The organism is Terribacillus sp. 7520-G, assembly GCF_002271665.1.
Classification (GTDB): Bacteria; Bacillota; Bacilli; order Bacillales; family Amphibacillaceae; genus Terribacillus.
In genome coordinates, this window is the sequence record NZ_NQFP01000021.1 from 61,070 (window position 1) to 74,091 (window position 13,022).

At 48.1% G+C, this 13,022-nt stretch carries 13 protein-coding genes; 1 reads left to right on the top strand and 12 read right to left on the bottom strand.

Annotated features, from left to right (window positions below):
- Positions 1-87: 87 nt before the first annotated feature.
- The 6 genes from pnpS to CHH53_RS08370 form a co-directional block, all read right to left on the bottom strand.
- Positions 88-1,461: a two-component system histidine kinase PnpS gene (gene pnpS / locus CHH53_RS08345; RefSeq protein WP_095215668.1), complete on the bottom strand. Its 1,374-nt coding sequence runs from the start codon at positions 1,459-1,461 to the stop codon at positions 88-90.
- Complete coding sequence (locus CHH53_RS08350) at positions 1,461-2,156, bottom strand: response regulator transcription factor (RefSeq protein ID WP_095215669.1); 696 nt, start codon at positions 2,154-2,156, stop codon at positions 1,461-1,463. Before CHH53_RS08350 ends, pnpS begins: the two co-directional genes overlap by 1 nt.
- Positions 2,157-2,286: 130 nt before the next feature.
- Positions 2,287-3,225: a malate dehydrogenase gene (mdh, locus tag CHH53_RS08355; protein ID WP_095215670.1), complete on the bottom strand. Its 939-nt coding sequence runs from the start codon at positions 3,223-3,225 to the stop codon at positions 2,287-2,289.
- Positions 3,226-3,246: 21 nt separating this feature from the next.
- Positions 3,247-4,518 carry an NADP-dependent isocitrate dehydrogenase gene (icd, locus tag CHH53_RS08360; protein ID WP_095215671.1) on the bottom strand — a complete coding sequence of 424 codons (1,272 nt, stop codon included), beginning with the start codon at positions 4,516-4,518 and terminating at the stop codon, positions 3,247-3,249.
- A 74-nt stretch (positions 4,519-4,592) separates the two neighbouring features.
- Positions 4,593-5,711 (bottom strand): citrate synthase, encoded by a 1,119-nt coding sequence (gene citZ, locus CHH53_RS08365; RefSeq protein ID WP_095215672.1) that lies wholly within the window; start codon positions 5,709-5,711, stop codon positions 4,593-4,595.
- Positions 5,712-5,884: 173 nt separating this feature from the next.
- A complete protein-coding gene (locus CHH53_RS08370) occupies positions 5,885-6,349 on the bottom strand; it encodes a DUF441 domain-containing protein (RefSeq protein ID WP_095215673.1) in 465 nt (154 codons plus the stop codon).
- 47 nt (positions 6,350-6,396) lie between these two features.
- Here CHH53_RS08370 and ytvI point away from each other — a divergent pair, with 47 nt between their 5' ends.
- Complete coding sequence (ytvI, locus tag CHH53_RS08375) at positions 6,397-7,515, top strand: sporulation integral membrane protein YtvI (RefSeq protein WP_158221513.1); 1,119 nt, start codon at positions 6,397-6,399, stop codon at positions 7,513-7,515.
- Here ytvI and CHH53_RS08380 read toward each other — a convergent pair.
- The 6 genes from CHH53_RS08380 to CHH53_RS17645 all read right to left on the bottom strand — a co-directional run.
- Positions 7,512-7,904: an FxsA family protein gene (locus CHH53_RS08380; protein ID WP_095215675.1), complete on the bottom strand. Its 393-nt coding sequence runs from the start codon at positions 7,902-7,904 to the stop codon at positions 7,512-7,514. The two genes, ytvI and CHH53_RS08380, sit on opposite strands and share 4 nt — an antisense overlap.
- A 99-nt stretch (positions 7,905-8,003) precedes the next feature.
- Positions 8,004-9,764, bottom strand: a complete 1,761-nt coding sequence (gene pyk, locus CHH53_RS08385) for a pyruvate kinase (RefSeq protein ID WP_095215676.1) — start codon at positions 9,762-9,764, stop codon at positions 8,004-8,006.
- Positions 9,765-9,797: 33 nt separating this feature from the next.
- Positions 9,798-10,757, bottom strand: coding sequence for a 6-phosphofructokinase (pfkA, locus tag CHH53_RS08390; protein WP_095215677.1), 960 nt, complete (start codon positions 10,755-10,757; stop codon positions 9,798-9,800).
- A gap of 185 nt (positions 10,758-10,942) precedes the next feature.
- Positions 10,943-11,896, bottom strand: coding sequence for an acetyl-CoA carboxylase carboxyl transferase subunit alpha (gene accA, locus CHH53_RS08395; RefSeq protein WP_095215678.1), 954 nt, complete (start codon positions 11,894-11,896; stop codon positions 10,943-10,945).
- On the bottom strand, positions 11,893-12,750 hold the full coding sequence (accD, locus tag CHH53_RS08400) for an acetyl-CoA carboxylase, carboxyltransferase subunit beta (protein WP_095215679.1): 858 nt from the start codon (positions 12,748-12,750) through the stop codon (positions 11,893-11,895). Before accD ends, accA begins: the two co-directional genes overlap by 4 nt.
- 154 nt (positions 12,751-12,904) lie before the next feature.
- Positions 12,905-13,022, bottom strand: a 118-nt coding sequence (locus CHH53_RS17645; RefSeq protein WP_233134955.1) for a hypothetical protein, incomplete at its 5' end; no start/stop codon positions are given.

Consider the following 13,022-nt stretch of genomic DNA (forward strand, 5'->3'; position numbering starts at 1 on the left):
AAACTCCTTTATCATCGTTCCTGTCTCTTCTCAATAGTTTACCATGTTTCCCTGCCGAAACAAAAAAGATCGTCCAGCTGGACGATCTTAGCCAAGCGCCTTTGGCAGGCGAATGGAGAACGTGGTGCCTTTATTCACTTCACTGCTTACCGTGATCGTTCCGTCATGCGCCTCGACCACATGCTTAACGATGGCAAGGCCCAGTCCGGTTCCGCCCGTATTACGGCTGCGGGCTTTGTCTACCCGATAAAAACGCTCAAAGATACGGTCGAGCGAATCCTCTGGGATGCCGATTCCGGTATCCGAAATCTCGGCAAACACTGCATCATTCGATTGTGTCACCTTCAGCTTCACCTTGCCGTTCGGCGGTGTATAATTGACTGCGTTATTCATCAGGTTGATCACAAGCTGCTTCAGCCGATCCTCATCACCGCGCATGATGACGCTGTCGGGAAGCTCCAACTCCACATCAATCTGCTTGCTTGCTGCATGCTGCTCAATCATCGGCATGATCGTATCAATCATCGAACTGAAATCGAGCCTCTCCACCCTCACCTGAAGTTCATCTTTTTCCAAACGCGAGAGCTCGAGCAAATCCTTTACCAAAGCCTGCAGGCGCTGACTTTCTTTATTGATGATCGTAATGAAGCGCTCGGTGAGTTCCTTATCATCCAGTGCGCCTTCCTCCAGCAGCGTTTCGGAAAAGCCGCGTATGGAGGTGAGGGGTGTTTTCAGTTCATGCGAGACATTGGCCACGAAGTCCTTTCGCATCTCTTCGACTCGTTTCAGATCCGTGATCTCATAAAATACAAGCACAGCACCCTTCAAATCATACGAGTCATTGAAAATCGGCGCCGCCACAATTTCGAAGAAGCGCTTTTCCTTCTCCAGCTGAAGCGTGAAAGCATCCCGCACCTTTTCTTCATAAAGAAATGCCTCAGAAACGACATGATGGATATTGCTTTGCGAAATGGTGTCATGGTAAACGTGGCCGATATAATCCTTGTCCCTTCCTCCGAAAACGGATAGGAACTTCCTGTTGACCAAATGGACATATCCACGCTCATCAACAAGCATCAAACCACTTTCCATATTATCGATCACCGTTTCCAGCTGATCCTCCTGCATCTTCTCCAGCAGCTCCAGCTCATGCAAATTGCGCGCGATTTGATTCACGGAACGGATCAGTCTGCCGGCATCCCCGTAAAAATTCTCATAATTCCTAGCCTTATAATTCCCTTTCACCAGTTCTTCCGCAACTTCGGCAGTCACGGAAACAGGTTTGATATAGCGTTCCTGCAGCCGGTACAATACCGAAATGATCAGCGCTGCACCAATCAGCAGGACACTCCAGAGAATAAACCACTCATTTGTGATTTGCATAAGGATAAAACCGATTGCCGCAAAGACCAGCAAGATGAGTGATCCATAAACGGCAATCCCATAAGAGCTCCGACGCATTACTGCGGCTCCTCCATCTTATAGCCCAAGCCGCGGATGGTCTTGATATAAACAGGATGTTTGGAATCAGGTTCGATCTTTTCGCGCAGATGGCTGATATGCACATCCACGATTCGCGTATCTCCGACGAAATCATAATTCCACACGGAGCTTAACAGCTGATCGCGTGACATGACTCGGCCCTTGTTTTTCGCAAGATACAGCAAGAGTTCAAATTCCTTGCGGGTAAAACTCAAGGATTCTCCATTAATGGACGCTTCGTATTGATCCGGGAATATGGATAATCCCGAAATCTTGATCTCTCCGCTTTCCAAATAATTATCATTCTTATTCGTACGGCGCAAGATGGCCTTGATCCGCGCAACAACCTCTTTCGGGCTGAATGGCTTCGTAAGATAATCATCCGCACCAAGCTCAAGTCCCAGCACCTTGTCCAATTCCTCATCACGCGCTGTAAGCATGAGGATCGGCGTGTCAATCTGTTTCTGCCGAAGCTGCTTGCAAACTTCGGTGCCGTCCAATTCCGGCAGCATCAAATCAAGGACAATCATATCGTATGTATTCTGCAATGCCTTCTGCAATCCAGTCAGACCATCGAAGGCCGTTTCTGTTTCAAATCCAGCTCTTTCTATATTGAATTGCAATAAAGTTACGATGGATTCTTCATCATCAACAATAAGTACTTTTTGTGCCATGGATACTAGCCCCCTCTATGCAACATCATACCGTTTTCCAACTGTAAAGTGAACCATACGTTTTCGCTTTCTCTGTTAAGAATTTGTAAATATAAAAAAGCCTATCCTTTTTTGGATAGGCTTTGCTATTTTATTGAAGAACACTCATGACCTTGCGTACGGATTCAACGGATTTATCAAGCTGTGCTTTCTCTTCATCCGTCAGCTCCAGCTGGATGACATCTTCCAGTCCATCGCCCCCGATGATCGTCGGCACTCCCAGGAATAGATCATTATAGCCATATTCACCCTCCAAATATGCAATGGATGGAATGACACGCCGCTGATCTTTCAGGATTGCTTCCACCATGACGAGGAGGGAAGCTGCCGGTGCATAATAAGCACTTCCGTTTCCAAGCAAGTTGACGATTTCACCGCCGCCTTTGCGTGTGCGCTCGACAATGGCTTGGAGGCGATCCTCGGGAATCAATGTTTCAAGCGGTATGCCTCCCGCATAGGAGTAGCGGATGAGCGGCACCATATCATCGCCATGTCCGCCGAGGACGAAGCCGGTGATATCTTTGACAGACAGGTTGAGCTCCTCCGCTACGAATGTGCGGAAACGTGCCGTGTCTAGCACACCGGACTGACCGATTACACGGTTGCGCGGGAAGCCTGATGTTTTGTACACCGTGTATGTCATCGCATCGACCGGGTTAGTGAGTACGACAATGATGCTGTTCGGCGAATACTTCACAACTTGTTCTGTAACGGATTTCATGATCTTGCTGTTCGTGTTCACTAGATCATCCCGGCTCATACCCGGCTTGCGGGCGATACCTGCAGTGATGACGACCACATCGGAATCCTGTGTGTCCGCATAATCCGCAGTCCCCTTCACATGTGCATCGAATCCTTGCACCGGAGATGCTTCCAGCATATCCAATGCCTTACCCTTCGTTGGGTCTTCCATGTCCGGAATGTCCACTAACACGACATCCGCCAGTTCTTTTTGAGCGATCAGGAATGCTGTTGTAGCTCCTGTGAAACCACTGCCGATTACGGATACTTTTCTGCGCTTGATTGCCATGATGATTCCTCCTTTGACACGTTAGTCCATATTTTTGATCAATTCATCACCGAACTCGGACGTCTTCACTTCTGTGGCACCGTCCATCAATCGTGCGAAATCATAAGTGACAACTTTGGATGCAATTGTCTTATCCATAGCTTTCGTGATCAAATCCGCCGCTTCCCTCCAGCCCAGGTGTTCAAGCAGCAGCACACCGGAAAGGATGACGGAAGATGGATTCACTTTGTCCAAGCCAGCATATTTCGGAGCTGTACCATGAGTCGCTTCGAAGATCGCATGACCGGTTTCATAGTTGATATTCGCCCCTGGAGCGATCCCGATTCCGCCGACTTGTGCAGCAAGTGCATCGGAAATGTAATCTCCATTCAAGTTCATCGTAGCTACTACATCGAACTCTGCAGGACGAGTCAGAATCTGCTGCAGGAAGATATCTGCAATGGCATCCTTGATGATGATCTTGCCGGCTGCTTCGGCTTCCTGCTGTGCTTTGTCAGCAGCTTCGCGGCCTTGGTCTTCAGCGATTTTATCATACTGCTGCCATGTGAATACCTTATCTCCGTATTCAGCCTCGGCCAGTTCGTAACCCCAGTTCTTGAAGGCACCCTCGGTGAATTTCATGATGTTGCCTTTATGGACCAGTGTCACACTTTTTCTGTTCTCTTGGATCGCGTAGTCAATCGCAGCGCGTACCAATCGTTTCGTACCTTCTTCGGATACAGGCTTGATGCCGATACCAGATGTTTCAGGGAAGCGAATTTTATGTACTCCCATTTCATTCTCAAGAAAATCGATGACTTTCTTCACTTCCGGTGAACCCTTCTGCCATTCGATACCAGCATAGATATCCTCCGTATTCTCACGGAAGATCACCATATCCGTATCTTCTGGTCGCTTCACGGGTGATGGAACACCCTTGAAGTAACGGACCGGACGCAAGCAAGTAAACAAATCAAGCTCTTGTCTGAGCGCCACGTTCAATGAACGGATACCGCCGCCGACCGGTGTCGTCAATGGACCTTTGATGGCAATCTTGTATTCACGGATTACATCCAATGTTTCGTTCGGGAGCCATTCGCCTGTTTTATCGAATGCTTTCTGCCCTGCATAGACTTCTTTCCATTCAATCGACTTCTCGCCTTTGTAAGCCTTATCCACTGCAGCCTCGAGTACACGGCTAGCGGCAGCCCAAATATCAGGACCTGTTCCATCTCCTTCGATGAAAGGGATGACCGGACGGTCTGGTACTTGCAACGCTCCGTTTGTTACTGTGATTTTGTTTGCTTCAGCCATGTTCGATTCCTCCTAAGGTAAAATCTGATACTCTATAAGTTTAGCAAAAATTGGCCTTTATGGTTGTAAAAAAATTAGACTCTTTCTTCAAGCGGTGTATACGCACGATGTGTTTTCCCTACGTATTCCGCACGCGGACGGATCAGACGGTTGTCTGCATACTGCTCCAGGATATGTGCAATCCATCCGGAGAAACGGCTTACCGTGAAAATAGGTGTATAAAGATCATGGTCGATCCCCAAGCTGTAATATACAGTAGCGGAATAGAAATCGACGTTAGCCGGGAGGTTCTTTTCCCGCTTGACGATATCCTCTACTTTTACGCTCATCTCGTACCATTTCGTCTGACCTGTGATCTCCGTCAGTTCACGGGACATTTCTTTCAGGAATTTCGCACGCGGATCACCAGATTTATAGACTCGATGTCCCATGCCCATGATTTTTTCCTTGTTGGCGAATTTCTTCTCAAGGAAGGCTTCCACATTGTCGATGTCTCCGATTTCAAACAGCATTTCCATCACTGCCTCGTTCGCGCCTCCATGGAGCGGACCCTTCAAGGCACCGATTGCAGCCGTCAGGCCGGAATACATATCGGACAATGTTCCCACACATACGCGCGCTGTGAATGTAGACGCATTCAGCTCATGGTCTGCATGAAGCACCAGCGCCTTATTCATCGCTTCGACCTCGATGTCCTTCGGCTCTTTCTCATTGAACATATACAAGAAATTCGCAGCGTAGCTGTAATCTTCCCTAGGTGCCACCGGTTCCTGACCGGAACGCAGGCGGGAAAATGCCGCTACCAGTGTCGCGATCTGCGCCTGAAGACGGATTGCCTTTTTGGCATTCGCTTCCGGCGTATTCACTTCTGCATCTTCATCATACAAACCGAGCAGGGATACAGCCGTGCGGAGTGCCGCCATCGGGTGAACCGCTTTCAAATCACATGATTCCAAATGTTCGATGACCGGCTCAGGAAGCTTAGCCTGCGCAGCCAATTCCCCTCTTAGCTGGGCAAGCTGCTCCTCAGTCGGCAGCTCATCATGCCATAACAAATAAATTACTTCCTCGAAACTGGAATTACTAGCAAGATCATCGATGCTATAGCCTGCATAAGTCAACTGATCGTCAATGATCGAGCTGATCTTGGATTCTGCAGCAACAACACCTTCAAGCCCCTTAACTACTGCCATGTTAATCTCTCCCCTTTAGTAAAAGTCAAAACGCTAACATGTGTAATAAAAACTTCAAGTTGCTAGATATTTGAGTGAAGCACTTTCATTATAAACATAATATTTGAGTTTGTGAAATGAAAACGTTTTAATTTTTTTGTTTTCTTTATTATTTGATTATTATCAAATTTTTGTCATTTTGTAAATAGTCCGATGATCTGAAGCACCATATAAGCGATTCCCGCTCCGATCAGCGGTCCTACTGCCACGCCGTTCAATAGCACCACTGCAAGGATCGTTCCGATGACGAGCGCCACTGTCACCTGCGGATCTGTAGACATCAGATTGACGCCATATTTGCCGAGCACCGCCACCAGGATACCTGCTGCCAAGGCTATCCATGCATAATATGACTTCACACTCGCATATAAATCCTTGAACCCGATTTCACCGCTTGCTATGGGGACAAGCACCGCAATCGTAAGAACGGTTATCCCGATACTCAATCCTTTCGAAGCAAGGAAGGGGAACAGTTTATCATCCAGCTGCAGGACTTTGATACCGAGCAGGATGTATGCTGCGATTGTAATGGATTGGTTCTTACCGACGATTCCCAAGATAAGTATGATTACTAAAAATAATGATGATGTATTTAACAAAATTTATTCCTCCAAACTTTCTATACGACGATAAAGGATGTGGGCCCATGCAAATGACAACTCTTCACCAGCTGCTGCGATTATGCATCGTACTGGGATCGACTGCCGGCAGTATTGCAATCATTCTGCTGGCCGCTCCTTATGTATATCCATTTATCATCTCTCTCATCCTCGCCATCCTGATGAATCCAGCTGTCCGCTTGATCGAACGGAAGACAGCCCTGAACAGGACGGCTGCTGTCGGGCTTATCTTACTAATTTTTTTGGGGTTATGCCTTGGCGGACTTGCATTGGCAGTGAATGAAATCGCTCAAGGAGCTGCCTATCTAGCCAAGACCGTACCCGTTCATTTCAGCGATTTTGTAAACTATGTACAAAGACTCGCGGAATTATATATTGTTCCTTATTATGAGCGGCTGATGTCTTTCCAGCAGGATTTGAATCCCGGCCAGCAAGAAGCTTTGGATGAGAATCTCCAAGCTGTCATCCAGCATCTTTCCTCTACTCTCGGTGAAGGAATCCAAGCAGCACTGGAAGCTGTCCCGATGCTGATCGGCAAGGCTCCGCTTTATATAAGCGTCTGTATTTTTGCCTTGCTTGGGACTTTTTTCATTTGTAAGGATTGGGAGAAAATCACGGTATATCTTGATCGTTTTCTCCCTGCCTTACTGCTGACCTCCACCAGACAAGTAGGGAAAGGCTTGATGAGGGCTTGTATAGGCTTCCTCAAAGCACAAGCCCTGCTGCTGAGCCTGACATTCGTCATCATGTGTTCAGGCTTTGCTGTGCTTCGTATCGAGCACCCGATTGCTACGGCCTTCTTTATTTCCCTGATCGATGTCGTGCCTTATTTGGGAACTGGCATTGTCTTCGTCCCTTGGATCCTATACAGCTTCCTGTCGGGGAACTTTTCTTTGACGATAGGACTAGCTGTGCTGTACCTTGTAATCGTGCTGCAGCGGCAGCTCATGGAACCAAACCTATTGTCCGTCCAGATCGGGCTGCATCCGCTGGCAACACTGATTGCCGTCTTTGCCGGCTTTCAGCTATTGGGTTTTATCGGCCTTCTCGCCGGACCAGTGCTGCTGGTAGTCTTGCACACGCTGCACCATACCGGCGTCTTGCGCATCCTCTGGAAGTATATCAAATACGGCAATCAGCATTAGCGGCGGTATACTCGGATGGTATTTTTCGAAATCAGCCGCATGAGCAGTGCCTGCACCCAATAACGAAGCCTTTTACGGGTAAACGGCAGCAGAAACAAAAGGCCAATCAGATCGCTGAAAAAACCAGGCAGCAATAATAGAAATCCGCCAATGAGTATACATGTTCCATTGAGCAGTTCTTCCGTCGGCGGCTGGCCGTTCTGCATTTGCTCCCTGGCCCTTCTATACGTCTGGATTCCTTCGCGGCGTGCCAGGGCCACCCCAAGCAGACCCGTCGCTATGATAAGAAGGAACAGCCAAAGAAAACCAATTTTCAAACCAGCCCAGATGAAAAATGTTATTTCAATGGCTGGAAATAAAATAAACAGGAAAAGTAACGCTTTTTTCATACGCAACGCTCCATTGGTCAGAATAGCTTTAGTTTAACACAGCCCTATGGTAAATAAAAAAAGAGAGGGTATCGAGACCCTCTCCTTCACACTTAGCTCTTATAGGACGCTGGCATGTCCATCGTAAATATCGCCTTTGGCTGCATCGACTGTTACCAATGCGCCATCAGTGACCTTTGTTGTCGCTTCCGGCACGCCTACTACGACCGGAATGCCAAGGCTTAGACCGACAACCGCTGCGTGGGATGTCAAGCCGCCTTCTTCCACGATCAGTCCGCCTGCTTTCTCGATGGCAGGCATCATGTCTTTATCCGTACCGTATGTCACAAGGATATCTCCTTGCTGTACAAGACGCTGTGCTTCATCAGCATCCTTCGCCACGACGGCTTTACCGTAGACACTGCCTTTTCCGATTCCTTGGCCTTTGGCAAGGATATCGCCGATTACATGGACTTTCATCAAGTTGGTCGTTCCAGTTTCACCTACCGGTACACCTGCAGCGATGATGATGCGGTCGCCGCGTTTGAACAAATCAGTAGATAAACCAGTATCGACTGCCAGATCCAGCATATCATCCGTAGATTCCACACGTTCACCAGTAATCGCTTGAACACCCCAAACAAGGGAAAGTCTGCGATTTGTCGCTTCATCGAATGTAACCGCCACGATTGGGGCTTTCGGACGATACTTGGAGATCATCTTCGCAGTATAGCCGCTTGAAGTAGCTGTCACGATTGCACTGACACTCAAGTTGATGGCAGTATGGCCGACAGACTGGCTGATTGCGTCTGTAATCGTCATATCACTTGCTTTTGAGCGCTCGTCAAGGATCGCTTTATGATCAAGTGCAGTTTCTGCTTTACGTGCAATATTATTCATCGTACGTACTGCTTCGACAGGGTAGTTACCGGCTGCTGTTTCACCGGAAAGCATGATTGCATCCGTTCCATCGAAGATCGCATTGGCAACGTCGGACGCTTCCGCACGTGTCGGGCGCGGGTTGCGCTGCATGCTGTCAAGCATTTGGGTAGCCGTGATAACTGGTTTGCCAGCGATGTTGCAGCGCTTGATCATTTCCTTTTGTGCCAAAGGTACATCTTCAGCAGGGATTTCGACACCAAGGTCGCCACGTGCAACCATCAGACCATCACTCACCTGAAGGATTGCATCCAGGTTATCGAAGCCTTCTTGGTTTTCGATTTTCGGAATGATTTGGATATGGCCAGCTTCATGCTTCTCAAGCAATTCACGGATTTCCAGCACATCGGATGGGCGTCTTACGAAGGAAGCAGCGATGAAATCGATGCCTTGTTCGATTCCGAACTCGATGTCGTTTGCATCCTTTTCTGTGATACCCGGAAGGTTTACACTGACACCAGGTACATTGACACCTTTTTTGTTTTTAAGCAAACCGGAGTTCAATGCTCTAGTTTTGATTTCATTATTCGCTTTATCGATATCCAATACTTCCAATTCGATCAAGCCATCATCCAATAGAAACTTCGATCCGACATGCACATCATTGATCAAGCCTGGATACGTTACAGAGAATCTCTCTTTGGAACCTTCCATTTCGTTCATGCTGACAAAGATCTCGTCGCCTTTTTCAATGTTCGCTTCGCCGCCTTGCAGGACACCAGTACGAATCTCGGGACCTTTTGTATCCAAAAGGATAGCGACTGTTTTGCCAGTGCGTTTTGAAGCTTCGCGAATGTTCTTGATGCGAGCGCCGTGCTCCTCGAAATCCCCATGGGAGAAGTTGAGGCGCGCGACATTCATGCCTGCCTCGATTAGCTGAACCAGTGTTTCTACGGACTCGGACGCCGGTCCGATTGTACATACGATTTTTGTCTTTCTCATTTTGAGAATCCTCCTTCAGTAGTGCAACAACTATTAGATCGATAATTCCTGTGATAGCTTGTACATATCCAGGTCGATTTCGTGTTTCCGGTCTAAGATTTCCAGGATATCATGGTCCACAAGTTTATTATTCTGGATTCCTACCATGCGTCCGGATTTGCCTTCGAGCAGAAGATCGACAGCTTTTGCACCAAGACGGCTTGCAAGCACCCGATCATTCGCAGTAGGCGATCCGCCCCTTTGCACATGCCCCAGAATAGTGACCCTTGTATCCATATTCGTTGCTTCTTCGATGCGTTTGCCGAACTCGAATCCACTGCCGACTCCTTCTGCAACGATGATGATACTATGTTTCTTGCCCCGTTCCTGACCCCGCTTCAGACGTTCGATCACGTCATTGAAATCCGTCGGCTGTTCCGGGATCAGGATGCTTTCGGCACCGTCCGCAAGCCCTGCCCACAGGGCAATATCCCCTGCATGGCGGCCCATGACCTCGACTACATATGTGCGCTCGTGGCTTGTGGCAGTATCGCGGATTTTATCGATGGCTTCAATTACAGTATTCAATGCCGTATCAAAACCGATCGTAAAATCGGTACCCGGGATATCGTTGTCGATCGTTCCCGGCACGCCGATGCAAGGATAACCTTTTTTAGTCAGTTTCTCTGCTCCGCGGAAAGAACCGTCGCCGCCGATCACCACCAACCCTTCGATGCCGAAGCGTTTCAGCTGTTCGATGCCTTTATCCTGTCCTTCATCGGTTTTGAATTGTTCGCAGCGTGCTGTGTGCAGCATCGTTCCGCCGCGCTGGATGATATCACCGACAGAGCCAAGATCCAACTGCTTGATATTTCCATCAATCAGCCCTTGGTAGCCATTGTATATGCCATACACTTCCAAATCATGATAAATAGCCTTCCTTACGACAGAACGAATTGCCGCGTTCATGCCTGGAGAGTCCCCTCCGCTTGTCAGAACACCTATCTTTTTCATGCGCTCACCTCTAGACAATTTCGATTATAGAACTTTTATACCCTCTCAAAGATAATCCTTATCCAACTTATTATCAAATAAAAACATATAATTTTCTTATTAAAAAAAGTAAGAGAAAAGAATTCCGCAAAAAGCCTATGTAAATCGTTTACAGAAGCGGAAGATGAAGTCAATCGGCCGGCTGCTTATTCAGCATACGAACCGATTTTATTATATTTTTCCCATCTTTGTTCCAGTAATACTTGCTTCTCCAGCTTTTCCAATTCAGCAAGCTGCTCCGCAATCACTTGATCCACGAGTTCAGCCTGCGCTTGGAGATCCCGATGGGCGCCGCCGCGGATTTCCGGGATGATGCCATCAATTACTCCCAGCTCCTTAAGGTCAGGGGCCGTGATCTTGAGCTTTTCAGCAGCTTCCTTCGCTTTTCCGCCATCCTTCCACAGGATGGAGGCTGCGCCTTCCGGTGAAATGACAGAGAATGTGGAATTCTCCAGCATAAGCAGGCGATCGCCGACACCAAGTGCCAATGCACCGCCGCTGCCGCCTTCCCCGATAACGATGCAAATGATCGGTACTTCGAAGCCGGCCATCTCCATCAGGTTGCGGGCAATCGCTTCACTTTGCCCGCGTTCTTCTGCGGCACGGCCCGGGAAAGCTCCCTTCGTGTCGATGAAGCAAATGATCGGACGGCCGAATTTGGCAGCCTGCTGCATATGACGAGCCGCTTTGCGGAAGCCTTCTGGATGAGGCATGCCGAAATTACGGCGAATATTCTCTTTCGTCGTTTTGCCCCGCTGATGGCCGACAACCGTGACTGGGCGGCCTTTATATTTGGCGATTCCTGCGACAATCGCTGCATCATCGCCATAATAGCGATCTCCATGGAACTCCAGGAAATCCGTGAAAAGGTGCCCGACATAATCAAGCGTCGTCGGACGCTCTGCATGCCTTGCCATTTGGACACGATCCCAAGGCTTGAGATTCGTATAAATATCGTTTTCCAGTTTTTCCAGCCGCGTTTCCAGCTTGACGATTTCTTCCGTCAAGTCAAGATCGCTTTCCTTCGTGAACTTCTTCAGTTCCGCAATCTTCTCGCGCAGAGCGATGACTGGCTTCTCGAATTCCAATATTTGTTTCATGATACGTTTCCTCCTGCTTGATGGATATCGAGGATCGTGGTCAGGTATTTTTTCATATCATGGCGATTGATGACAGCATCAAGCTGCCCATGCTCCAATAGAAATTCCGCAGTCTGGAAGTCCTCCGGCAATTTCTCCCGAATCGTTTCCTCTACAACACGTCTTCCGGCAAACCCGATCAACGCACCAGGCTCTGCAAAGTTGTAATCGCCTAATGAGGCAAAGCTTGCAGATACTCCCCCATATGTAGGGTTCGTCATGACAGAAATCATCAATCCGCCTGCGTCGCGGAAACGCTGCACAGCAGCAGACGTCTTCGCCATCTGCATCAGACTCAAGGCACCTTCTTGCATTCTGGCTCCGCCGGATGCGGTGAAGATGATGAATGGAATGTTCGCCTCGCGTGCTCTTTCGATTGCACGTGCGATTTTTTCCCCGACTACGGACCCCATGCTGGCCATCCTGAATCGTGAGTCCATCACCGCAAAGGCAGTACGAAAACCATTGATTGTTCCTTCACCAGTCACAACAGCTTCTTTTAAGCTGGTTTTTAGCTGATCCTTCTCCAATTTTTGCAGATAGCTTGGGAATTCCAGCGGATTGCCGGTTGTTAAGTCTGTGTCATATTCCATAAATGAACCTTCATCGAACAAGCTGTTTATTCGCTCTTCAGAAGGCAATTGATGATGGTGGCCGCAGTTCGGGCACACATACAATTGCTTTCTCATCTCTTCTCGGTAGTAGATCTTTCCACAGTCCGAGCATTTGAGCATGAGTCCTTCAGGAATATCCTGCTTCGCCTCTCCATTGGGCTTGGAAGCATGTTTCTTCTTGCTAAAAAAATCTTTAAGCAAGGTAATTCCTCCTTTTGAACAAACGCATCTAACTATTTATTGTACCATCATTTCCTTGTACGTGCGCGTTAAAATTCAACTATGTAAACTCTTATAACCTGCAAAAAGCAGACAATTTCCAACTATGGAAACGTCTGCCTGCGCAGGTTGGATATCAATCTTCGTCGATGATTGTAAGCTGACGAGTCTTTTCGGCCACTTCTTCCGGATCGACCGTGATACGGTTGACGCCGGTATCCATCGCTGCTTTTGCCACTGCTTTCGCTACTGCC

Bases quoted from the DNA above. Each gene is read 5' to 3' on its own strand.
- icd (WP_095215671.1), bottom strand. From the start codon at position 4,518: ATGGCTGAAGCAAACAAAATCACAGTAACAAACGGAGCGTTGCAAGTA.
- CHH53_RS08380 (WP_095215675.1), bottom strand. From the start codon at position 7,904: ATGAAAAAAGCGTTACTTTTCCTGTTTATTTTATTTCCAGCCATTGAA.
- pnpS (WP_095215668.1), bottom strand. From the start codon at position 1,461: ATGCGTCGGAGCTCTTATGGGATTGCCGTTTATGGATCACTCATCTTG.
- CHH53_RS08350 (WP_095215669.1), bottom strand. From the start codon at position 2,156: ATGGCACAAAAAGTACTTATTGTTGATGATGAAGAATCCATCGTAACT.
- pyk (WP_095215676.1), bottom strand. From the start codon at position 9,764: ATGAGAAAGACAAAAATCGTATGTACAATCGGACCGGCGTCCGAGTCC.
- citZ (WP_095215672.1), bottom strand. From the start codon at position 5,711: ATGGCAGTAGTTAAGGGGCTTGAAGGTGTTGTTGCTGCAGAATCCAAG.
- mdh (WP_095215670.1), bottom strand. From the start codon at position 3,225: ATGGCAATCAAGCGCAGAAAAGTATCCGTAATCGGCAGTGGTTTCACA.
- pfkA (WP_095215677.1), bottom strand. From the start codon at position 10,757: ATGAAAAAGATAGGTGTTCTGACAAGCGGAGGGGACTCTCCAGGCATG.
- ytvI (WP_158221513.1), top strand. From the start codon at position 6,397: ATGCAAATGACAACTCTTCACCAGCTGCTGCGATTATGCATCGTACTG.
- accA (WP_095215678.1), bottom strand. From the start codon at position 11,896: ATGAAACAAATATTGGAATTCGAGAAGCCAGTCATCGCTCTGCGCGAG.